The organism is Streptomyces sp. NRRL F-5650 (genome assembly GCF_000721365.1).
Classification (GTDB): Bacteria; Actinomycetota; Actinomycetes; order Streptomycetales; family Streptomycetaceae; genus Streptomyces; species Streptomyces ardesiacus.
In genome coordinates this window covers 21,230-42,676 of record NZ_JOGV01000053.1, presented here as the reverse complement: position 1 = coordinate 42,676, position 21,447 = coordinate 21,230, and the positions used below count along the sequence as shown (strand labels likewise).

The window sequence follows — 21,447 nt, the reverse complement described above, 5'->3', positions numbered from 1 at the left end:
GTGGGGGCGACGCGCTCGACTTCACACAGACAGGGGACCCGCTGGTGAGTGGGCAGGACCTGCCAGGGAATTCCTCATCGCAGCATCGGTGCGTTCGTCGTGGAACCTGTTTCGGAACCGGCCTTGCCGGTCGCAAGGAGCATCTGGCACAGCGCAGCAGGTGGGACAGGCTTGCGACCTGATGAGACGAGTGCGGTCTTCGGCGGCGAGCCAGACGGCCCGGCGCGCAGCCGCCATCTTCCGGTCAGCTGCCTGCTGTTCCTCTTCGTGGTACCGGCGGGTGGCTTCTGCAGTCCGGTCCTCGAGAGGGTGGTCCAGGAGGGTGCGGGGGTCCATGTCCAGCGGGGGCTCCGCGACCCTGGGGGTGTAGTAATTCGTGGCTTCAATGACGAACGTCTTGGGGTCATTCGTACTAGCGAGCCTGCGGCGCGCGTGGTGGAGGGTGCGGACTGTGCCGGATTTTGGGGCTCGGCACAGTGATGCGGCCGGCGCCGAGCACTGGGGGCAGCACACGGACAGGATCTGAATGAGGCCCAGGCGTCGCTGTTCAGTTTCGTGCTGGCGGTCTTCTTCTGCTTGTCGCCTCCGTTCCTGCTCCGCTCGTTCTTCGGCGCGCTGGCGTTCCAGTTGTTCTGGGGTCGGGTGGGCCATGCAGGGTTCGCTTCTGGTGTCCCACCGGCACGGTTCGCCGTTCTTCTTGGGCTGGCCGCAGAGGTAAGGGGCGTACAGGTCGAGGGCCTGGCCCAGCCGCCAGGGCCCGTGGTAGGGATCACCGCACCCTGAGCATGAGGGAACGTTGTCCGGCGTGATGGGCACGAGTTCGTACACGAAGCCCTTCACGGTCACTCTGGGCCGGGGACGGGTACACGAGCAGGAAACGGCAGAAGCGTTCTCACTTGTCACACCGCCTCTAACGACGGCACGAGCCAATCGTGAGCCGATCGCGTCCTCCGGTCCACGCTTTCGGCCTATGGGGGCGGGCGAGGACAGTAGCGTCACCCTGCGAGACCGTGGCCTGCTCACCCGCGAGGACGTGGTTACAACGGGAGTTGTATGCCGAGTTCCTGCATGGCGCGGGAGGGCGGGCCGCCTTCGGAGCGTTCGGTCTTGTAGCCCTTGACGCGGGGCTGGAGGGTGCGCGGGTCGACGGCCTCGGCGGGTGCGCTCTTGGCGTACAGGCCGGCGGGCTCGCTGTCGCGGTCGTGGGGCAGGACCCAGAAGACGCGGCGGCGGAAGGTGCCGGAAGCCCGGGAGGCCTTGGCCTCGGGGCCGAGGATGGCGTAGCCGACCATGCGCCCGTCGCGGTGGTAGGGGGGTTTGCCCTTGCGGGTGGGCAGCCGGTCCAGGCTCTGGCGTACGTAGTCGAGCTGGTCGACGTCCTCGAGCCACACAAGTTCGGCTTCGTGGCTGATCTCGTCCGCGCTGATCAGGGAACTCATGCGTTGGTTTCCCTTTCCTCGTCGGTGAGCAGGCCAATGCCCGGGTAGTACTTGCGCTGGTTGGACACTTTCATCTCCTTGGACGAGGCCAGTCCGACCAGTTCCCTGGTGCGGGAGGCGAACGCGCGGGAGGAGATGATCTGCGCGCCTTCATTGTGGCACCAGGCGGTGTAGGCGGCGTAGAGCGCCGTCTGCTCGGCGCGCAGATCGGGGCTCAGGCGGCAGCACTCCTCGTAGAAACGGCCGGTGTGGTCCTCGGTCTCGGCGTAGGCGGTCGTGGCGATGCGGACGCGTTCGGGGCCGGTGAGGTTGCGGTCGCCGCCGAGGTACCGGCGGGCGCCGTCGATGAGCCAAGCGAGAATCCCGGGACCCTCTTCCATGACGAGGAGGTCGGCCAGGTTGTCGATCTTGCGGTCGTCGGGGACGACACGGGGGAAGAACTCTTCCGCGTCCCTCGCGTTGAGGTTGCCGTTCGTGGTCGCCGAACGTCGCAGTCCTTCAGCCGTCACCTGGGCGGGGATGCCGAGCTGTTGGTCCGCCTCGCTCATGATCTCGCCGACGTACCACTGGGCCGGGGCGGGGAAGTGGTGGATGAACCAGCTGAGCATCTTCGCAAGGGGCCTGCGTTCGCTGACGCGCTGCGAGATGGGGGCCCGGGGTGGGCCCGGGTCCGCTCGGCCGGGCCGTCACGGGATGCTGCCGAGCCCGACGAGGGGTGGGCGAGAGCTGTTGCGGCCTGCTCCAGGCTAGAGGGAGCTGGTGGGCGCTTTCGGCTCGAAGACGCTGGGGGGTGCGCTCGGCCGGGAGGGGGATGTCTGGGGCAGTACTCGGGCCAGGTCGCGGTTGATCCGGTCGGCTTCGCCGCGTACCTGTACGGGGATGTCGCCGCGTTCGGCGACGAGTCGGTCGTAGACGGGAGTCTGCGAGGACATGGTCGGGCGGTTTCCCTTCGGCGAGCGGTGTGCCGGACCGGCGCAGCATACGGGCCTGTAGATCACGCCCCGGTGGCCGGGCGGGGCATTAGGCCAGTGCGGCGGGGACGGCGTCCTCGGTGGTCCAGTCGCCGTCGAAGAGCGCGGCGATCAGGCGGGCGTGGTTGTCGGGGAGCTGGCCGCAGCGGTGCTTGGTGCGGGTTTTGGCGAGCCAGGCGCCGAGGTTGACGGTGTCGCCGTCGACGCGGATGGGTTCGCGGGCGGTGGGGGCGCGGCCTTCGCGGTGGAGGAAGAGTTCCAGGAGCTGGAGGGTCTGTTCGAAGGTGCGGCGCGTGCGGCGGGCCGGGGTGAGGGGGCTGGTTTCGGGGGTGAGGCCGAGGGCGGTCATCATCTGCTGCTGGCCGGACGCGAGGGTCTGCCAGGTGGTGAGCTGGCGGTGGAGCCAGGAGCCGATCTTCACCCCAGCGAGTTGAGTGTCGCGGGTGAGGGTGGCGGGGTCGGCGCCGGTGGCGAGGTGGGTGCGCAGCAGGTGGTATTTGCGGTGCCAGTCCGGGCCGTGCGGGAGGCGCCAGTCGGGGGCGAGGGCGGTGAGGGCGTCGGCGCGGGCGGCCTCGAGGGTGTTCTTGGTGGCGTGGTGGCGTTGTTCGGCGAGCCAGGCGCCGACGGGGGTGGTGGCGGGGGCGGCGAGGTGGCCGTGGGTGTGCAGGTAGTCGGCGGCTGCGGTGAGGCGGGAGCGCCAGGCGGCTTCGTGCTTGTCCCAGATCATGCCCAGCGCGTCGAGTTCGGCTCTCCAGTCGGCTTCGAGGCGGCCGGCTTTGGCGGCGTCGCGCATGGTGGTGATGAAGGTGCCGAGTTTGTAGCCGGTGGGGTCGGTGTGGTCGGCGGGGACGTCGAGGTGGCCGTACTGGTCGCGGTAGGAGCGGGCGGCGGCGATGCCGAGGCGGCGGGAGCGGGAGACGCCGGGGTCGCGGGGGTCGAAGGAGACCAGGTCCATCGCCTGGGCAATGCGTTCGGGGTGGACGGTGAAGTCGAAATGCCAGCGACGCGCGATGACGTCGCTGGTCTCCTTGGGCAGACGGTTGGCCTTGTCCGGGAGGCGTTCGAGGATGCGGTGGTCGTGGCTGGCCAGCGCGCAGGCGATCGCCCAGACGGGTTCGTAGGGAGTGCCGAGGATGTTCTCGCTGTCGGCGCCGGGCGGGATGTAGACGGGGACGACCAGGGAGGCGGTCTTGCCGCTCACGTCCAGGCGCAGGGCGCGGCCGAGGGCCTGGACACAGCGGATGACGCTGCGGGTGGGATCGGCGAAGACGACGGCGTCGACGCTGGGGATGTCGACGCCTTCGGCGATCAGCCGGGAGTTGGCGAGGATCGCGCAGTCGGCGGCGGCGAAGCCGGTGAAGGTGTCGGCGCGCTGGGCGGGGGTGTGCTCGCCGTGGGCGAAGAACAGCTGCGGTGTGATGTCCGGGAGGAGGCCGGGGTCGGTACGGGCCAGCAGGCGCAAGGTGTGCGGGAGTTCGCGGGCGAAGCGGCGGGCGTCGGAGACGAGATTGAAGTAGACCAGCACCTTCTTCAGGCCGTGCTCGGTCATCGCACGCAGGACGGACAGGTGCAGTGCGGTGGTGCGCAGCGCGCTGTCCGGCCCGTCGCCCTCACTGTCGCCGTTGCCGTCGGAGGTGGGGGTGGGGAGGTTCAGGCGGCGGCGCAGGTCGGTGTCGGTGAGGGTGGGCACCACGATGCGGTAGTCGGCTGCGCGGCCGTCGGCCACCGCCTGCGCGAGGGGGTATTCGAAGATCCTTTTGCCGTAGACGGCCTGGTTGTCCATGGAGTTGGCGAACGCGCCCGCGTCCGGCCCGGCAGCGGCGGCGGCGCGGCGGCGCGGGCGGGTCAGGTCGGCGGACTCGGCCAGCTCGGGGGCGGCGAAGATCCGCGGGGTGGCTGTCATGTAGAGGCGGCGGTCCGCGCGAATGCGTTGCGCGTCGTTGGCGATCGCCCATTTCTTGTCGGCGCGGCCGGCGATCCGGTGGGCTTCGTCCATGACGGCGAGGTCGAACGGCGGCACCGCGTACCCCGTGCGCTGGGTCTGCTCGATCTTGTCCAGGGAGTCGTAGGTGCAGATCACCGTGAGCGCACGGATCTGGTCCTCCCCCTCCCCCACGACCGACATCAGTCCGCCCAGCGCGTGCGGGTTCGTGGTCGACATGACGCGGGCGGCGACCAGGTCGTCGCGGCCGCTGGTGTCCAGGGAGGAGACGATCACCATGTGCTCCAGGTGGTGATCGCGGCGCCAGGCCAGCGCCGTCTGCGCGGCCAGGTCCAGGGTAGGGACCACGAACAGCACCAGCCGCGCGAGGAGTTCGTCCGCCACCCGGATCGACACCAATGTTTTGCCGGTGCCCGTCGCCGACACGAACAGCGCCCGCGTCCCGGCACGCCGCAGGTGCCGTGCCAGCCGCGTGACCGCCTCGGCCTGGTCAGGAAAGAGCCGCGCGCGCTCAGGGCGGCCCGGGCGCGGCCATTCCACCACCGTCATGACAGCTCCTCTCTGATCTCAGAGACTCCAGTAGTCGCGGCGGGGCAGTTCGACCCACACATCGGGCGGTCCGGTCACGGCGCGCCTGTCGGTCAGGCGCAGGCCTGCGAAGGCGCAGGCGTAGGCGACGGCGTTGAGGTGGTACAGGTAGGAGGCCAGCACCTGCTCGGAGGTGTCGTTCTCGCCCGGTCCTCCGCCGGGGTGCAGGTCCCAGCCCTCGATCGTTCCATGCCGGGCGATACTGCCCTGGTTGCCGCTCTTGGGATTGGCATAGAGGCCGTAGCAGAGGGTACCGGCGGACAACTGGGCCAGCACGCCCGGCATCTGCGGCGCGTATCCCCAGGGCTGGGTGACGACGCAGCCGCCCGGCACGGACGTCACGCCGACGATGTGCAGGCTCTCGTCCATGTCGTACGCGTAGGGAGCCTCCAGCAGCTCGCCGAGGAGTTCGCCGTCCACCACCGGCGTCGCCTGCAGACGGCGCACCGCCGCGGCCGCGTCGATGCCCGCCACGCAGGCCAGGCCCGTGCCGTCGTAGTAGAACTCGCCCAATGCCGTGGTGAGCCGATGGGCCTCCTGCGCTGCCGCACGCTCGGTGTCGCTCAAGGACACCCCTTCCGGTACCGGGAACAGCTCGGGCGTCGGTCCGGCCAGGCTCAGCCGCCCCGGCGACCAGCCGCCGAGTGACGGCCGCCAGGGATCGGCCCCGGCGGCGGCGAGCGCCCGTGCGTTGGCCGGCTTGCGGGACAGGACGGCTTCCCACAGTGCCGTCACCCCGTTCTCCAGCGCGTCCACGTCAGCAACCCGGCGGGCCAGTTCCGTAACAGCCTCCGGGGAGCCGAACACCGCTGCCCGATGCAGGGGCCTCATCCTCCGGTTCCAGCTCTCCGGATCGGCTCCTTGGTCCACGCGCCGGCGGATGTCGTCGGCATCCGTCCAGTCCCAGCCCATGCCCGCCCAGCCGTCACTTGCTGCCGCCACCGCTCCCCCTCGCACACGTCGCATGCACTCGTGCCACTTCGACCCAGCCCCCTAGTACACGTGCGCTACGGGCCGCCAGCTCCATCCCGGTCCATTGACCGGACGCTATCACCCCGAACACCGCGCGTACGCTCCGTGTACGCGATCCATACGTCGTTAGTACGTGATACGTGCGTTTCAGGGGTAGGGTCAGGGACGGAGGTGTCCCATGTCCGAGTTGTTCGACGCGGTCGACGCGCTGGTCGCGTCCCGCTCCCCGCTGCCGCCTCCGGCCGAGCGCAGGCGGCTGCGCCAGGCGCACGCGCTCACCCTGGACGAAGTGGCCGCCGCTCTGGGCGTGCGGCGGGCGACCGTCGGCGGCTGGGAGTCGGGCAAGGCCGAGCCCCGGCCGCCGGAGCGGGAGGCGTACGCGCGCCTGCTGAAGCAGCTTGCCGCGCTCTACCCCGCCCCCGAAAACACCGGCGCCCCGCAGGAGGACACGGGCACCGCGGCGCCGCAGACATCCACCGCCGCAGCACCGGCAGCGCAGGCTGGGCCCACGGGCGGAGCGGCTGAAGCTGCCGCCACGGCGGAGGCCGAGGAGCCGTCGGCCGCTCCCCCAGCGACCGCTCCTCCAGCGCCCGTTCCGCACGCGGCAGCGACACGGCGGCCGGCTCCGCGTGCCGAGCGGGCGCCGCAGAGCTCGCGGCGCCCCACTGCGAGGAAGGACGCCCCGGCGGACATCCCCGCGCCCGGCGGCGTGTACGCGCACGGTCCGCTGCTCATCCTCGACGCCGACACCGAGCGGCAGGTGACCGGCTACGGCGTCGGCGGTCTGATCCTGGACGTGCCCGCCACGTCCCTGCCCGCGCTGGTGGAATGGACACTGACCGAAGCCCGGCTCGGGTCGGAGAAGCTGCACGGCTCGGGCAAGGACGGCGACCCGCTGCTGGTGCTCACCGAGGCAGCGTGCGCGCGCTACGGCCTGCCCGCCGTCTTGTCCGAGGCCGAGCAGCTTGCCGGGCGGCTGCCGGAAGGACACAAGGTCATCAAGCAGCTTGAGCGCGCCGACTGGCAGCTCACCAAGCGCGGGCTGGGGCCGTGGGCGCGGATCTACCGGCCCACCCACGGCAACCGCCGCCAGTGCGTACAGCTGTGCATCCCCTCCTGGCGCGCCCTCGACGACCGCGCCTGGGGCCATGCCGCCCGGCTGGAGCCGGCAGAGCTGGCTCGCGTGCTGGGCGTGTACGCGGCCCGGGTGATGACGCCTGTCGGCTCCACCGCCGTGACGGGGCTGCATCTGATGACCGCGCTCAACCCCCCGACCCGCGCGAGCGAGCCGGACGCCTCCGGCAAGCGGCACCGCGAGCACCGGCCCGGGTCACTGGGCACGCAGCCGGTGGACCCGGCGCCGTGCGAGGCGACCGACGGACACCCCGTCCTGGCCCATCTGCCCCGCTTCCACGTGCGCGGCCCCGACGAAAGGCTGTTCGAGGAGGCCTACGACTGGGCACGGGACCTGACCGATACCGAGTGCATGCAGCGCTACCTGGTCGGCCTGGACGTGAACCTCGCCTTCGGGGCCGCCGCCAACGGCGCCGTCGTCGGCCTGGCCTCGCCGCCCGAGCACGTCACCGATCCGGTCTTCGACCCAGCGGTGCCCGGTTCCTGGCTGGTCGACCTCTCCCACGTCGACCTGTCCCGGGTGAAGGTCGCCAAGCAGTGGCGCCGACTGGAGGGCCACCTGCTGCCCAGCCCGTTCACGCCGACCGGCAAGCAACCCGAGGGCCCGGCCTGGTACGCCACGCCCACCGTGGCCTACGCCGTCGAGCTCGGCTACGACGTCGCCCCGCTGGAGGCGTGGGTGCGCCGGGAGAGCGGCCGGTTCCTGGACGGCTGGTACAAGCGGCTGCGCGATGCCTACGTCGCCACCATGGCCGACCTCGGCGTCGCCGAGAAGCTGTCCCCGGCCGAGTTCCTTCAGGCGATGGACGGCTACAAGAGCCGCGATCCGGAGCTGGGGATCGTGGTGGACGCAGTCAAGATGACCGTCAAGGGCGGCATCGGCAAGCTGCAGGAGAAGGCACGCGGGGGCGGCTGGAAGCCGGGGCAGGCCTGGCCCGCCCTCGCGCGGCCGACGTGGCGGCCGGACATCCGCGCGACCGTCATCTCCCGCGCGCGGGTGAACATGCACCGCAAGATGCTCGCCCTGGCAGCGGCCACCGGCCGCTACCCGGTGGCGGTCCTGTCCGACTGCGCCGTGTACGCGGCCGACGGCCCCAGCCCCCTGGACGTGCTGCCCTACGGCGCCGACGGCAAGACCGTGCCCGGCTCGTTCCGGCTGGGGGTCTCGCCGGGGATGGTCAAGCACGAGGGCACCCAGAGCGTGCTGTGGGGCGCGGACGTGCTCGAGCGGCTCGGCGCCGACGGCCATGTCGCCAACCTCGCCCGCTACATCAAGACCGGCGAGGTCACCGCCAAGGACACCGGAGAATAGGGAGCGTTGCACACGATGGTCACGGTCGGGGAAGAACTCGACAGGGCGGTGCAGGGCGCGTTCACGCGTCCGGTCCCCAAGTCGGCGGGGGCACAGATGCGTTATCTGGTCCGGCAGCACCAGCGCAGCACCCGGCGCGTCGCCGAGCTGCTCGGCATCAGTCAGCGCACGGTGGAGCGCTATGTGAACAACCAGATCAAAAGGCCCCGGCCACAGCTCGCCGAACGGCTGGAGCGTGAGGTCCGGTCACGCTGGCAGCCGCAGATCCGCGCCCGGGCGAAGCAGGCTGCGGCCACCACGAGCGGCATCATGATCGATGTACAGGCGAGATTCGGCTACACCGCCGCCGCCGGCAGCACCGACCAGGCCCGCGTACGCCACCTCACCCTCGCCCTGCCGCCCCACCACGCCGCCAGCCTCCTCCAGGCCCAGGAAGCCGGCGTCGACGAAGACCATCTGCGTCAGGTCGCGGCCGAGGCCCTGGGCGAGGTCTACTTCCGCGACAACGGGCGCCGCGCCCACGGCCTCGAAGTCGAGCTCAAGGACATCGTCGACCTGCAGTTCGAGCTGTAGGCGGTCAATGCGCCGGGGCAGCAAGCAGAAAGAGCGTGAGCCGAAGCACGATAGATGTCACCGAGGCAGGCGTGCTGTCACCAGAGCAGGCGGACCGTAGCACGCCGAGCTAGACGCTCTTGTTGTTGATGGCGCTGTTCCCTTCAAGGCTCTGCAGCCGTGACGTGACCCCTCCCAAAATTCTCTGCACCCATACTTCGCTGATGAACAAGAGCCGCTCCTCGCCTGCATACAGGCTGACGTAGGCGTCGTTGAGCCAGGGCGTCGCTGCGAACTGGGTGAGCTGCGCAGTCAGCATGGTCTCGTGAACGAGCTGCTCGAGGAGCGGATGGAAGCCGGCATAGGCAGGGATCTGCCACGGCTCGGAGGCATGCTCGTATCCACTGCCGCGATACGCATCCGATCCCACGAACTCCTCGTACGCCCACTCATCGACGGCGTAGCGGGCTGGCGCGGTGCAGTACGCGGGAGAGCACCACACGGGGTGGTCCATGCCGCGACCAGCGAAGACTTCCGACTGCTCATGCATGCACCTATTCTCCGCGAACCCCGCGCCCGCGAAGGACCCACCGCAAGTCCCCAACGCCCCTGCCCTTGAAGAGCTCTAGTTGCCGAGGCCGGTGTGCAGATCCGATGCCCGGTCTAGAGCCTGTCTGACAATTCGCGTTAGATCAGCCAACCTCTGCCGAGTTGGCAGTCCCGAGTTGCGCTGGCAGTCCGGCAGGTATTTCCGGGCAGGACCTACGCGCGGCGGGCCAACAGATGAGCGTCGAGGAAGCCCCGCTCGGAGGCCGGATCATGGAGCAGCCGGGCGAAGGGAACGAGCCCGGCATCGGCCAGTAGTTCAGCGAGGCGATCCGTCGGCCAGCTGTAGGCAGACGCCACCTTGTGGTCGAACTGGACCGGTTCCTGTCCGTCGGTCCCGAAGAAGGAGACCAGGAGCAGACCATCTGGCGCCAGGACGCGTGCCTGCTCGGCGAGCAGCTCCGGCAGTTCTCCCGGAGGGGTGTGGATCATCGAGTAATGGGCCAGCACGCCGCCGAGCGAGGCGTCCTCGATCGGCAGGGATTCCATCCGCGCCTCCTGGAAGCGCAGCGTCGGATGGGCCTGCCGGGCGTGGTCGATCATGCCGGGGGCGAGGTCTAGCCCGAAGGCGTCCAGGCCCAGTTCGTGCAGCATGGCTGTCAGATGTCCCGGTCCACACCCGACGTCGGCTGCCCGCGGGTTGCCCGTAGCGCGCACCAGCTCGGTGCAGGTGCCGATCATGGTCCGGGAGAATGGCTGTTCCTCCAGCCGGTTTGCGAACAGCGATGCGTACAGCTCGACGACTCCGTCGTAGGCCGCCCTGGTCTCGTCCTGATGATTCGCCACGGGCAGGACTCTATATGGCGGTCTGATAATTGATCTTGTGGCAGGTCGAGGTGAGTTGACGGATGCGGCATGGAGGCGGATAGAGCCCCTGTTGCCGCAGTTGGACGGGCGCGGCCGTCCGTGGCGTGATCACCGGCAGGTGGTCAACGGGGTGCTGTGGCGACTGCGGACCGGGGCTCCTTGGCGCGACCTGCCGGAGCGGTTCGGGCCGTGGCAGACCGTCTACGAGCGGTTCGCCCGCTGAGAGGCCGACGGCACGTGGGCGAAGTTGCTGGAGTACGTCCAGGTCCGTGACGACGCGGTGGGCCGGGTGGAGTGGACCGTCGCCGTTGACTCCACGGTCAACCGGGCCCACCAGCACGCCGCGGGCGCCCGTAAAGGGGGACGCGGCCGGGGACGAACTGGATGATCCGGGCCACTCGCAGGCGCGTCAGGCCCTCGGCCGGTCCCGCGGCGGGCTATCCAGCAAGATCCACCTCGCCGTCGACGGCCGGGGCCTGCCCCTGTCGATTGTGCTCACGCCCGGCAACGTCAACGACACGACGGCGTTCGGCCAGGTCCTCGACGGCATCCGCACCCCGCGCCTCGGCACGGGCCGCCCGCGCACGACACCGGACCGTGTGCTGGGTGACAAGGCGTATTCCAGCAGGACCATCCGCCATCTGCTGAGGCGCCGGGGCATCGCTGCCACGATCCCCGAGCGCCGCGACCAGGCGGCGAACCGCCACCGACGCGGAACCCTCGGCGGCCGGCCGCCGACCTTCGACAAGGTCACCTACCGCGACCGCAACGTGGTCGAACGATGCTTCGCCCGCCTCAAGCAGTTCCGCGCAATCGCCACCCGGTTCGACAAACTCGGCGACCGCTACCGCGCAGGAGTCATCCTGGCCTCCCGGATCCTCTGGCTCCGCGAAGCGGCCAGGTGATCATTTGTCAGACAGGCCCTAGTCGCCGCTGCCCAGTGGCGGTACGCGGCTGTCGCGGCGGCGGACGCGGCCGCCGTGTCGGTCATCGAGACCCACGAGCCGCGTCGGGGGCGACGGGCTCGTATGAGGCCTGGCGCTGAGTGGTCTGCCCGACTCGATCAATGTCCCTGCCCGGTCACGAGGATGTCCCGGCCCGCGAGGAACGGCACCCTCCTTTCGGTCTCTATGTCCTGCTGCACGGGCGTTGACCGGCTGGAGCGGGACCGGCGGCGGCAGGGTCGGAAGCGGCCCGCGGTAGCAGGGCACGGACCTGGTGGATCGTCCACCGGGCACGCGGCCACGGCCTGACGGCGGGCAAGCCCGGTACCGAGGGCACCCCTGTCCCGCTGAACGTCACGCTGGAACCGCTCCGGTCCACCTCTGTCGAACTCCCCCACAAGCCGGACGCCCGCACCGACCAGACCCTGACCACCGACCACCTGGCACCCAACCGCGGCAACCTCGCAGCCGGCCAGATCCGGCGCGAGCGCGCCAGGCCAAGGACATCTGCCAGTCGCTCAAGCGAGGGGATGGCCACCCGCATGGCCTCATCAATCGCGTTCAGAGCACGGACGTAACCGAGTAAGAGTCTCGCGCAGCCCCAACCCGTTCCATACGGCGTCACCCCCTGAGCCCGTGGCTGAAGGGATTGTTCCACGGACCGCCAGCGTCTCCGCAGGACGGCATTCTGAAACGATCAGTTACTCGTCGGCTGCAACTTCGATCTCGGGCCGGACGGCCTCAAATGTACGTACGGGCCGTCAGGGCGGGAGACAGCGTGGTCAGTGAGGCCCGGTTCTGCCAAGCAGAATGGGAAGACCACGGATGAGCTCTCGCAGAACAGGACAAGCGGGATGGCAAATCCACTCGCTCCCCTGAGACACACCTGCGTGTCTGGAGACCGTCCCACTTCGGCTCCGCAGCGGAACCGGGCGGAAGGTCGGAGCCGGGCACGGGGGCGGTAAGCATCGGAGCGGGCAGCATCCACGTCATGTCTGAGGCCTTCCACCCCGAGCAGCGGGTGTGTGCCTGTCTGCCCGGTCAGCGCAGCGCTCGCCGCGGCGCTGGCGCGGGCGGCGGCGAGGTAGCGGGCGCACAGATCCGCGCCCGTGGGGCAGCGTGTGGGGCCGCACTCGGTGCCGAAGGAGGTGCTCCAGATAGGCGTTGTAGGGGGCGCCGTACCGGTAGGCGCCGAAGTCGATGTCCATGCCCACGCTCCCCGCGCCAGTTGATCCCCACGGAGAACGCTACGCCGATGCGTAGGGTCAGCCGTGCAATTGCACGGCTGGTGGCTGGTACGCGGTGGCCGGGTCAGGCGGCGCGAAAGTCGTGCGCCTCATTCATGTTTCCTGTCGGCGGCTGCCGGCCCCGGCAGCCGCCCTGACGATCAGAGAGCCTGCTGGAGATCGCGCGGAGCAGCGGCGGGCTCGTCGTCGGCCCCGGTGTGCCGGGTCTCGCGGGCGAGACCGACGGTGACGATGGTCACCACACTCATCAGAGCGATGAAGATGACCACGCCGGTGATGCTGTGGTCGAACCAGAGCAGGAGTGCCGAGCACAGCATGGGGGCGAGGCCGCCGGTGAGTACGGTGCCGATGTTGTTGGCGATGCCGACCGCGCTGAACCGGACGCTGATGTCGAAGAGTTCGGCGAAGAAGGCCGGCTGTGAGCCGAGGATGGCGGACTGGCCGGCTCCGAGGGTGACGAACAGGGCGGCCCAGATGGCCCACGTCTCACCTGTGTCGACGATCTGGAAGAACGGCCACGCGGAAGCCAGGAGCAGCGCGGCTCCCATGATCGAGACAGGGCGGCGCCCGATCCGGTCCGACAGCGCTCCGAAGAGCGGGACGGTGAGGAGTTTGACCGCGGCGATGGCGGTGATGCCGCCGAGCAGGCCGGCTGTCGCGAGGCCGCGGTCGTCGGCGTAGGTCACGGAGAAGGTGCCGTAGACGTAGTAACCGGCGTTCTCGGCGGCACCCGCGCCGATGACGATGAGCATCTCCTTGGGGTAGCGGCGCCATGCCGACACGCATCGGCTCTCAGCGATCCTCTTGCCCAACGGGCGCGCCTGTGGCTCGGGAACCTCAGGCGTTCCCTCGCGCTGGAAGTCTGCGGTCTCGGGAAGGGCGCGGCGTATCCACAGGCCGAAGAAGGTCAGTACGGCGCTGAGCAGGAACGGGATACGCCAGCCCCAGGAGAGGAACGCCTCCTCAGACAGAACCCCGGTGATGAGAGCGAAGGCGCCGGTGGACAGCAGGGTGCCGGTTCCCGTTCCGATCGCGGGCAGCGAAGTGAGCAGACCGCGCCACTTCGGCGGCGCGTTCTCGAAGAGAATGATCAACGCCCCGGTCTTCTCACCGCCTGCCGCGAAGCCCTGTACGAAGCGGAGCAGGGTGAGCAGGATCGGCGCGGCGATGCCGATCGTGCTGTACGTGGGCAGTAGTCCGATACATGTCGTGGCCGCACCCATGAGCAGAAGTGTCGTGACGAGCACTCCCTTGCGCCCCTTGGTGTCCCCGCGCTCGCCGAAGTACGCGCCGCCGAGAGGGCGGGCGAGGAAGCCGATGGCGAAGGTGCCGAAGGCCAGGATCGTGCCGACCAGCGGACTGCTGCCGGGGAAGTAGAGCTTGTTGAAGACGAGGCCGGCGGCGATCCCGTAGAGCGCGAAGTCGTACCACTCGACGGTGGTCCCGAAGATCGCGGCTACGGCGACGCGCGGTTGGACGAGTGGCCGGCCGGCTCGGGGTTGCTTGGGTGTCGTCACTGCGGCTCCTTTGCCAGGACTGCGTACCGCTAGGCGGTACGGGCGTTCCGCTGGATGGTGCGGCGTACGGAGGGCTTCACCTCGTGGCAATAGACCGGATACGACGACGTGCATACGGGTCGCCGCGCCAGGATGACACGCGCTCCGTACCGCCAGATGGAACACTTGTGCCGCAGAACGGTTCGATGTTCTGATGGGGGAGCTGCCTCCGCCGACGAGGCGCAAGTGCTTACGCGTGCTTGGAGGGGCCGTGCCGGAAACGGAAGAGACGAGCGTGCGCAGCGTCTTGCGTGCCGTGGAACTGCTCAACCTCCACGCCGCCGCGCAGGAGGGCTACGAGCGGGACAGCCGCACCGTGCGCGACCTCATCGACGGCTCGGGTCTGGCCAAGACGACCGTCGTGCGCCTCGTGCGAACGCTGGAGGAGTGCGGACTGCTGTGGCAACGCGGCGACGGCCGTACCGTGCCGGGGCCCGCGCTGCTGCGCTGGGCGGGCATGGCCGGGGCCGGAACTGCCGAAGGAGGCCGTGGCCGCCGTCGAGGAGTTGTCCGCGGCCAGCGGCGGTGAGGCCGTCCACCTCTATGTACGACAGCAGCAGGCCCGCATGTGCGTCGCCCGACACGAAGGGACGCGCAGTCTGCGACACGTGGTGCGGTTGGGCGAAGCGATGCCGCTGTGGTCCGGAGCCGCCAGTCATGTGCTGCTCTCACGGGCCGATCCGGACGACATCGAGGCCGTGGCAGCGCAGGCCCCGCATCCCGATTGGTCATCGGTCCTGCGCACCCGCGCCCGGGAGGCCGCCTCCCGAGGCTGGTCGGTCAGCCGCGGGGAACGAGAGGCCGGGGTGTGCGGTGTCGCCGCTCCCGTCTTCGACACCTCCCAGCGACTGGTGGCCGCGCTCGCCCTCGGCGGGCCGACCGTCCGCTTCACCGACGAAGCCATCGACAGTTTCGTACCCGCCCTGCTTGCCGCGGCACGGACCCTGACCACCCAGAACTGCATTGGAGGCGCACTCCGTTGACCCCCGACGACGACACACCGACACCGCCCGCGCTCCTGGACGGCGTGCGCGTCCTCGACCTCACCAACGTCCTGGCCGGGCCCTTCGCCAGCTACCAGCTCGCCCTCCACGGCGCGGACGTACTCAAGGTGGAGATGCCCGACTCCGGGGATCTGGCCCGGCAGCTGGGTGCCGACCGCGGGCTGAGCGAGGACCTGCTTGGCGCGTCGTTCCTCGCCCAGAACGCCGGAAAGCGCTCCCTCACCCTCAACCTCAAAGACCCGCGGGGCCGGGAGGCACTGCTGCGCGCCGTACGCGAGTACGACGTGCTGATCGAGAACTTCCGACCCGGTGTCATGGACCGCCTGGGCCTCGGCTGGGAGGTCCTGAAGCGGGAGAACCCGGGCCTCGTCTACTGCGCGATCTCCGGCTTCGGGCAGACCGGCCCGCTGCGCGCCCGGCCAGCGTACGACCAGATCGTGCAGGGGCTGTCCGGCATGATGAGCGTCACCGGCACCCCCGACGTCAGCCCGCTGCGCGCCGGTTTCCCGGTCGCCGACACCCTCGGCGGAATGGCCGCCGCGTACGCAGTCGCCGCGGCCCTGGTGCGCCGCGCCCGTACCGGCTCCGGCACCTGCCTCGACGTGTCGATGCTGGAGTCCGCACTGACAGCCATGGGCTGGGTGACGTCCAACTACCTGATCACCGGGCAGCCGCCGCAGCCCATGGGCAACGAGAACTTCACCGCCGCGCCCTCGGGCACCTTCACCACCGCCGACGGGCACCTCAACATCGCCGCCAACCGGCAACAGCAGTTCACGACGCTCTGCCGGCTCATCGGCCGCGAGGAACTCGTCGAGGACGAACGCTTCGCGCACCCCGCCGACCGCAAGACCCACCGGGAGGCGCTGCGTCACGAGATCGAGAAGGGGCTGAGCCTGCGCACCGCGAAGGAATGGGAGGAGATTCTCTCCGACGCCGGGGTGCCCGCCGCACGTGTGCTGTCCGTGCCCGACGCGCTCGGCCTCGAGCACCTGGCCGAACGACAGTTCGTGCGCACGTTGCCCTTCCCCGACGGTCGTCCGCGGCCCCTGCACGTCCTCGGCAGCCCGTTCCGGATCGACGGCCGGGCCGTCGAGGACTCCACACCGCCCCCTCTGCTCGGCGAGCACACCACACAGGTGCTGACCGAACTCGGCTACAGCCGCGACGAGATCGACGCCATGAAGGAACGAGGAACCGTATGAACACCCCCTCCCCCGCACCCAGCACTCCGCACCCCGGCCCGCTGCCCGAGGTCAGCGACTGGTGGACCACCGCCGTCAGCCGCATACGCCCCGGTGAGATCCTGCTTCGCGGCTACCCAGTGGAGCAGCTGATCGGGCACGTCGGCTTCGCCGAGTCGGTCTGGCTCATGATCCGCGGAGAACTGCCCACCTCTGCCCAGGCGCGGCTGCTCGACGCCGCCCTCGTCGCCGGCGTGGACCACGGCCCGCAAGCTCCGTCGATCGCCGCCGCCCGCATGGCCGCCACCTGTGGCCTCGGCCTCAACAATGTCATCGCCAGCGGAGTCAACCTGCTCGGCGACGTGCACGGCGGAGCCGGACAGCAGTGCATGGAAGTGCTGGCCGAACTCGACCAGAAGGCAGGCGCTTCCGCGGACGGCTCAGGAGCAGGCCTCGACGAGGCGGCCGACCGGCTGGTGGCCGCGTACCGCACCGAGCGGCGCCACGTCCCGGGCTTCGGGCACCGCTTCCACCCGCACGACCCCCGGCGCGACCCGCTCCTGGAACTGGTCGCCGAGGCGGCAGCGAACGGAGCCGTGCCCGGACGCGCCCTAGCAGCGGGGCTCGCGCTGGAACACGCCCTGGCCAAGGGTCGCAGCCGCCCTGTGCCCATGAACATCGACGGAGCCACCGCCATCATCTACAGCGAGCTGGGATTCCCTCCGGAGCTCGGCCGTGGCCTGTTCGTCCTCTCGCGCAGCGTCGGCATCCTCGCCCACGGCTGGGAGGAGAAGTCCTCCGGCATCCGGATCAAGGGCCCCATCCCACGCCGCCTGTTGCCGTCGTACCACGGGCCCGAGCCGCGCGACCTGCCGCAGCAGGAATCCGCGTGAACGCCGAACGACACGAATTCAGCCCTCGTCGGCGCCCGGAAAACGCAGCGCCGACAAACGCTCGGCGGCCTCTGTCAGCACGTCGGCGAACACGGACACCCGGTTCTCGGTGAACCGGGTACTGGGACCCCCCAGGCCCAGGGCCGCCACGACCCTCCCCTGCTCATCGATGACGGGCGCCGCCACGGCGGCGACCCCGTCCTCGCGCTCACCGTCACTCGACGCCCAGCCGCGTTCCTGCGCCTTGCGCACCCGCGTGGCCAGGACTTCGACGAAGTCCGCTCCCTTCCTTGCCGCCTCAGCCACGGACCGCAGGAAATCCGGCGCGCTGCCGATCAGGAGCACGTGCCCGGAGGCCCCGACCCCCAACGGCATCGCCTCGCCGACACGCACCACGTGCCGCAACTGCTGCGTCCCCTCGTGCTGCGCCACGCACACCCGGGTGAGCCCTTGACGTACGTAAATCCGCGCCGACTCACCCGCCGACCGCACGGACACCTCGCGCAGACACTCCACCGCCTCCGGCGGCAGACGCCAGGCATCCTGCGCCAGCGCGGACCAGCGCAGCAGCCCCGCACCAGGCACCAGCCGGCCGTCGCCACGGTTCCACAGCAGCCCCCGCTGCTCCAACGTGGCCACGAGCCGGACCACCGTCGTCTTCGCCAGCCCCGACGCGTCGACCAACTCCCGAACCGTCCACGAGCGATGGGACTCGTCGAACAGAGCTAGGAGATCCAGCGCACGCAGCACACTGCGCACACCGTCCGTGCCGTCACCGGCCGCCTTCTGCATCAACGGGGCACCTCGTACATCGCATCGCCTTCTCCACCGCCCGACGGGCGGAACAACAGTACAAGCCGCCGGTAGGCATCATCCGACCACGGTCTTCCGTCCGCGCCCACGTTCGCGTCCGCCAGGGTACGGGCCCACATCCGATCATGTCGCCCCACAGCGCAAGCCCCGGAGACTACCGGCGGTTTCCCCGCCGGTGATGCCTGTGCGGCGGACGGAGGAGACGGCGGTCTCAGGCGTCGACGAGCCGGGTGAGCAGCAGAGCCGGCCAGCACAGGACCCGGTGGGCGCACGCGTGGCTTTGTTCACGGGGGTAGCAGTTCTGGTCCAACTTCTGTGGAGCTCTCACGCTCTGTAACCTGCCGGGACTGGATGGCCCTTCTTGACTCGTTGACAGACCTGTTTGGGATCATGCCCGCATGGACTTCGACCTCGCCCCACCAACCGGCGTTGGCCCGTTGCGGATCGGTATGACTCGACACGCGGCCAATACCGCGTTGGACTCGCTCCGCGATCCTTCTGCGATCTCGGAGTCCGACCGGCAGGGGCAGCACATCTTCCGCCCCACCGGGTTGATGATCAGCATCCACTGTATGCGCGACATGCTCGAAGCTCGAGCTGGGAAGGCCCTCGTCCCAAGCGGATCGAGTGTTGTTCCAGGGTGTGGACGTGTTCGCGCTTCCGGCCCGCGAGGTTGTCCTGCGCGTCGGTGAGCTCACCTCGATCGAGGAAGATCCTGACGACGATGCTTCATTCATTGCCCCGGACTTGCTGCTGAGCTTCTGGCGTCCGTTCGCAGCCGACGATGAGCCGGAAGAAGAACAGGGCTACTACTTCAGCTCGGTCCTGCTGGCACGGGCTGGCTACTACGACATCCCTGCTCAGGCTGCGGAGCGACTCCAGCAGAGCTCGTGACTGTCCCGTCAGGATGCCAGCAGGACTCGTTTCCGCAGGAGACCAAGGCCGGCCCGGCCGTACATCTGGCGTTTGATCATTTTGATCCGGTTGACGTGGCCTTCGACGATGCCGGAGCTCCACGGCAGTGTGAGGCCGGCGGTGACGGCGGCGAGATCGCGTTCGAGGCCGTTGACGAAGGTATGGAGGCTGGGCAGGTCGTCAGCGCGGACCGCCTTGATCTGCACGGGTGCGGTCGGCGAACCGGAGCCCGGTGGGCCATGGCGACCCGCTCTCGGCCGGTTCCAGTACCGGAGCCTTCTCCGGCGCCGACCCGGCGAAGGTCGCACGGAGGCACGGGCGGTGGCGGGAGACGCACCGCTCGGCTGCTTCGCCGAGGTTGCGCCAGAGATGGAACCGGTCGGCGACTGAGCCGCGGTGGGCGCCCCGATGCTGGCGCCCTCGGCGAAGAACGGGGCGCGATCGCTGCAGACGACCTCGATCCCCGGGTGCTCGGTCAGCCAGGCCGCGACAGTGCCCACCTCGCGATCCGGCAGCAGATCCACCGGCCTGCGGGTATCGACGTCGACCAGCACAGTCCCGTAGACGCGGCCCTTGCGCATGGCGTACTCGTCGATGCCGACCACACGCGGGGACTGAGACTGGGGCTCCGGGAGAGCGTCGACCAGCCGCAGGATCGTGTCCCGGCTGGCCTGCGCCCCGAAGACATCGGCCAGCCGGGCACCGGCGCGACCGGCCAGGGCGAGGCCGACCTCGGCCAAGACTGCCCGCATTCGTTCGGTCCGCTGGCTGTGTCGCCGGGTCAGGCCCGCGACCTGCTCGACGAACGTCCGCCGCCCGCAGGAGATGTCTTCGCACGTGAAGCGCCGGACACGAAGCCGCAGCACCACCCGCCGTCCCGATACGGGGAGGTCAGCAGGAAACCGCAGGTAAGAGCCGTGCACCCGCCCCGACCAGCTTGCGCAGCCTGGACACCGAGCCCCGGCCGTCCGGCATCTGACACCGACACGGATTACCTCACCATCATCCTGCACCGACTCCACCCTGATCCCCGGATCCGCGAGGAAGAGCAGCTCTTCCAGCCGGAGCAGTACCTCGCCCACAGCCCAACACCATCAGGCCGACCGCGGTTGGCACCGGCGGTTTCTAGACGATCTCGCGAGACCTGCCGGCAAGACCCACGGTCACAGCGTGTGAGAGCTCCACAGAAGTTGGCCCAGAACCCGGCCGAGAACTTCGCGTGGGAGCAACCATTGCGCAGGTACCCGAGGGTGATGAGGTCCTGCCAGCCAGCACACAGGCGCCTCCAGCAACTGCCAATCGACCGACAGTGCGCGCGCAAACGGGTCCTATTGGACTGCCCATGGTTCAGTTTGGAAAAGGTTCAGTGTGGCTGCGGTCACAAGTCACGAGACCCTTCAACAGCAAAGCCACTCGACGGCGACGGTCTTCCGCACCATCCGTGCGATACGACCCGTAGCTCGGAGGGGTCGCCTGGCAGCGGGGAGGGCTCGATCACGGCCGCAGCGTAACGAGGTGTGTTCGTGAATAGCGGAGCCCCAGCTCAGGGCTGGCATGCCGCGCCTACGCCGAAGCGAGGAGTTCGTGCGCAGAAACCCCGCTGGGACCCACGGTCCCTCGCCGAGCTGAAGGCCAGTTGTTCCTCCTGACCGGTCCGCGGCAGCTCCCCGCACGCGCGTCACGGTGACCATGGCATGCCTCGTCGTCCCCGCCGGCACCTCGACGAGCAGTCCGGGCTCCGCCGCTGTGAACGACTCGCCTCCGGCCGCCCGACCTCGCGCGGCCGGGGCATTGTTGACCAGCGCGGACACCACGGCGGTGGACATGGTCCGCCGGGCGGTGGTGGGCTCGGCCGTCGGCCTCAGTCGTGGGTGGCTCTGGCCGCGTCGATGAGGGCGCGCAGGCAGGCAATCACGTGGTGGTGCAGCTCTGGTGTGTCGCGGAACTGGTGGGCGATGCCGATGTACTGGGCGAGTGCGGCGCCGACGGCGGCGGCGAGGACGGCGCTGAGGGGTTCGTCGACTGCCAGGCCGGTTTCCGCGCTGAGTCGGGTCGAGGCGACTTGGACGACGTCGGTCAGCTGGCTGCTGCTGAGTGCCTGAAGGCCGGGGTTGGCTTCGTTCATGGCCTTGGTGAGTGCCATGAGTTCCGCGTCGTTGAACTCCGCTTCCGCTGCGAGCCAGATGTCCACCACGTCGAGGAAGCCGGCCTCGGGGTGCTGTTCGACGGCGTCGGTGAGCCGGGAGGCGACCTCGTTGGCCACGCTCAGCGCGATGTCGTGCTTGGACGGGAAGTACTGCTGCACAGTGCGCGGTGCGACGTCGGCGGCACGTGCGATGTCGGCGATGGTCGTGCCGTCGTAGCCGTGCTCGGCGAACAGGCGCATGCCGGAGCGGCGGATCGCTTCACGGCGCTTCGCCTTGACGCGTTCACGGTGCGACCCCGATGTCGGCCCAGGTGCGGTCATACCGGAACAGTAACATGGGGCGCGAAACTGCGCTCAGGCGCAAAAATGCTACGGTTAGCAGGAATCTCGGGGATCCGCTCGCCGATCCGACCTGTTCCAAG

At 69.6% G+C, this 21,447-nt stretch carries 16 protein-coding genes and 4 pseudogenes; 8 read left to right on the top strand and 12 right to left on the bottom strand.

Annotated elements, in window-relative coordinates; translation table 11 throughout:
- Positions 1 to 1,037: 1,037 nt before the first annotated feature.
- The 5 genes and pseudogenes from IG88_RS0133030 to IG88_RS0133010 form a co-directional block, all read right to left on the bottom strand.
- A complete protein-coding gene (locus IG88_RS0133030; RefSeq protein WP_031049269.1) occupies positions 1,038 to 1,439 on the bottom strand; it encodes a DUF6009 family protein in 402 nt (133 codons plus the stop codon).
- Positions 1,436 to 1,876, bottom strand: a pseudogene (locus IG88_RS0133025) (primase-like DNA-binding domain-containing protein); the annotation flags it as partial. The gene IG88_RS0133030 and the pseudogene IG88_RS0133025, both read right to left, overlap by 4 nt.
- 309 nt (positions 1,877 to 2,185) lie before the next feature.
- The gene (locus tag IG88_RS0133020) at positions 2,186 to 2,371 is read right to left on the bottom strand and encodes a hypothetical protein (RefSeq protein ID WP_031049265.1); all 186 of its coding nucleotides are present in this window, start codon (positions 2,369 to 2,371) and stop codon (positions 2,186 to 2,188) included.
- 88 nt (positions 2,372 to 2,459) lie between these two features.
- Positions 2,460 to 4,901 (bottom strand): DEAD/DEAH box helicase, encoded by a 2,442-nt coding sequence (locus IG88_RS0133015; protein WP_031049263.1) that lies wholly within the window; start codon positions 4,899 to 4,901, stop codon positions 2,460 to 2,462.
- 18 nt (positions 4,902 to 4,919) lie between these two features.
- The gene (locus IG88_RS0133010) at positions 4,920 to 5,882 is read right to left on the bottom strand and encodes an ankyrin repeat domain-containing protein (RefSeq protein WP_031049260.1); all 963 of its coding nucleotides are present in this window, start codon (positions 5,880 to 5,882) and stop codon (positions 4,920 to 4,922) included.
- Positions 5,883 to 6,090: 208 nt separating this feature from the next.
- Between IG88_RS0133010 and tap the strand changes: the two genes are divergently transcribed.
- Both tap and tpg read left to right on the top strand, forming a co-directional pair.
- On the top strand, positions 6,091 to 8,358 hold the full coding sequence (gene tap, locus IG88_RS0133005) for a telomere-associated protein Tap (RefSeq protein ID WP_031049258.1): 2,268 nt from the start codon (positions 6,091 to 6,093) through the stop codon (positions 8,356 to 8,358).
- Positions 8,359 to 8,373: 15 nt separating this feature from the next.
- The gene (gene tpg / locus IG88_RS0133000; RefSeq protein ID WP_031049256.1) at positions 8,374 to 8,931 is read left to right on the top strand and encodes a telomere-protecting terminal protein Tpg; all 558 of its coding nucleotides are present in this window, start codon (positions 8,374 to 8,376) and stop codon (positions 8,929 to 8,931) included.
- A 109-nt stretch (positions 8,932 to 9,040) separates the two neighbouring features.
- Here tpg and IG88_RS0132995 read toward each other — a convergent pair whose 3' ends face one another.
- Both IG88_RS0132995 and IG88_RS0132990 read right to left on the bottom strand, forming a co-directional pair.
- Complete coding sequence (locus tag IG88_RS0132995) at positions 9,041 to 9,460, bottom strand: hypothetical protein (protein WP_031049255.1); 420 nt, start codon at positions 9,458 to 9,460, stop codon at positions 9,041 to 9,043.
- A 212-nt stretch (positions 9,461 to 9,672) separates the two neighbouring features.
- On the bottom strand, positions 9,673 to 10,302 hold the full coding sequence (locus tag IG88_RS0132990; RefSeq protein ID WP_031049254.1) for a class I SAM-dependent methyltransferase: 630 nt from the start codon (positions 10,300 to 10,302) through the stop codon (positions 9,673 to 9,675).
- 37 nt (positions 10,303 to 10,339) lie between these two features.
- Between IG88_RS0132990 and IG88_RS42010 the strand changes: the two are divergent.
- Positions 10,340 to 11,250: pseudogene (locus IG88_RS42010) on the top strand (IS5 family transposase).
- A gap of 1,404 nt (positions 11,251 to 12,654) precedes the next feature.
- Here IG88_RS42010 and IG88_RS0132975 read toward each other — a convergent pair.
- Complete coding sequence (locus IG88_RS0132975) at positions 12,655 to 14,031, bottom strand: MFS transporter (protein ID WP_063760664.1); 1,377 nt, start codon at positions 14,029 to 14,031, stop codon at positions 12,655 to 12,657.
- A gap of 274 nt (positions 14,032 to 14,305) precedes the next feature.
- Here IG88_RS0132975 and IG88_RS44685 point away from each other — a divergent pair, with 274 nt between their 5' ends.
- The 4 genes from IG88_RS44685 to IG88_RS0132960 are packed head-to-tail and all read left to right on the top strand — an operon-like array spanning position 14,306 to position 17,151.
- Positions 14,306 to 14,599: a helix-turn-helix domain-containing protein gene (locus IG88_RS44685; RefSeq protein WP_051852164.1), complete on the top strand. Its 294-nt coding sequence runs from the start codon at positions 14,306 to 14,308 to the stop codon at positions 14,597 to 14,599.
- The gene (locus IG88_RS44680) at positions 14,559 to 15,053 is read left to right on the top strand and encodes an IclR family transcriptional regulator (RefSeq protein WP_051852163.1); all 495 of its coding nucleotides are present in this window, start codon (positions 14,559 to 14,561) and stop codon (positions 15,051 to 15,053) included. Before IG88_RS44685 ends, IG88_RS44680 begins: the two co-directional genes overlap by 41 nt.
- Positions 15,050 to 16,279: a CaiB/BaiF CoA transferase family protein gene (locus IG88_RS0132965; RefSeq protein WP_031049249.1), complete on the top strand. Its 1,230-nt coding sequence runs from the start codon at positions 15,050 to 15,052 to the stop codon at positions 16,277 to 16,279. Before IG88_RS44680 ends, IG88_RS0132965 begins: the two co-directional genes overlap by 4 nt.
- The gene (locus tag IG88_RS0132960; protein WP_031049247.1) at positions 16,276 to 17,151 is read left to right on the top strand and encodes a citryl-CoA lyase; all 876 of its coding nucleotides are present in this window, start codon (positions 16,276 to 16,278) and stop codon (positions 17,149 to 17,151) included. The genes IG88_RS0132965 and IG88_RS0132960 overlap by 4 nt, the downstream gene beginning before the upstream one ends.
- A gap of 18 nt (positions 17,152 to 17,169) precedes the next feature.
- On the opposite strand, the gene IG88_RS0132955 is transcribed toward IG88_RS0132960, so the two are convergent.
- Complete coding sequence (locus IG88_RS0132955) at positions 17,170 to 17,943, bottom strand: IclR family transcriptional regulator (RefSeq protein ID WP_031049245.1); 774 nt, start codon at positions 17,941 to 17,943, stop codon at positions 17,170 to 17,172.
- A gap of 669 nt (positions 17,944 to 18,612) precedes the next feature.
- Between IG88_RS0132955 and IG88_RS44675 the strand changes: the two genes are divergently transcribed.
- Positions 18,613 to 18,858 carry a hypothetical protein gene (locus tag IG88_RS44675; RefSeq protein WP_234332414.1) on the top strand — a complete coding sequence of 82 codons (246 nt, stop codon included), beginning with the start codon at positions 18,613 to 18,615 and terminating at the stop codon, positions 18,856 to 18,858.
- 8 nt (positions 18,859 to 18,866) lie between these two features.
- Here IG88_RS44675 and IG88_RS44670 read toward each other — a convergent pair.
- The 3 genes and pseudogenes from IG88_RS44670 to IG88_RS0132940 all read right to left on the bottom strand — a co-directional run.
- A pseudogene (locus tag IG88_RS44670) lies at positions 18,867 to 19,028 on the bottom strand (ISL3 family transposase); the annotation flags it as partial.
- A gap of 249 nt (positions 19,029 to 19,277) precedes the next feature.
- A pseudogene (locus IG88_RS44665) lies at positions 19,278 to 19,892 on the bottom strand (ISL3 family transposase); the annotation flags it as partial.
- Positions 19,893 to 20,740: 848 nt separating this feature from the next.
- Positions 20,741 to 21,346: a TetR/AcrR family transcriptional regulator gene (locus IG88_RS0132940; protein WP_031049243.1), complete on the bottom strand. Its 606-nt coding sequence runs from the start codon at positions 21,344 to 21,346 to the stop codon at positions 20,741 to 20,743.
- Between the last annotated feature and the right edge of the window lie 101 nt (positions 21,347 to 21,447).

Bases quoted from the DNA above. Each gene is read 5' to 3' on its own strand.
- IG88_RS0133030 (WP_031049269.1), bottom strand. From the start codon at position 1,439: ATGAGTTCCCTGATCAGCGCGGACGAGATCAGCCACGAAGCCGAACTT.
- IG88_RS0133020 (WP_031049265.1), bottom strand. From the start codon at position 2,371: ATGTCCTCGCAGACTCCCGTCTACGACCGACTCGTCGCCGAACGCGGC.
- IG88_RS0133015 (WP_031049263.1), bottom strand. From the start codon at position 4,901: ATGACGGTGGTGGAATGGCCGCGCCCGGGCCGCCCTGAGCGCGCGCGG.
- tap (WP_031049258.1), top strand. From the start codon at position 6,091: ATGTCCGAGTTGTTCGACGCGGTCGACGCGCTGGTCGCGTCCCGCTCC.
- tpg (WP_031049256.1), top strand. From the start codon at position 8,374: ATGGTCACGGTCGGGGAAGAACTCGACAGGGCGGTGCAGGGCGCGTTC.
- IG88_RS0132995 (WP_031049255.1), bottom strand. From the start codon at position 9,460: ATGCATGAGCAGTCGGAAGTCTTCGCTGGTCGCGGCATGGACCACCCC.
- IG88_RS0132960 (WP_031049247.1), top strand. From the start codon at position 16,276: ATGAACACCCCCTCCCCCGCACCCAGCACTCCGCACCCCGGCCCGCTG.
- IG88_RS0132955 (WP_031049245.1), bottom strand. From the start codon at position 17,943: ATGCAGAAGGCGGCCGGTGACGGCACGGACGGTGTGCGCAGTGTGCTG.
- IG88_RS0132940 (WP_031049243.1), bottom strand. From the start codon at position 21,346: ATGACCGCACCTGGGCCGACATCGGGGTCGCACCGTGAACGCGTCAAG.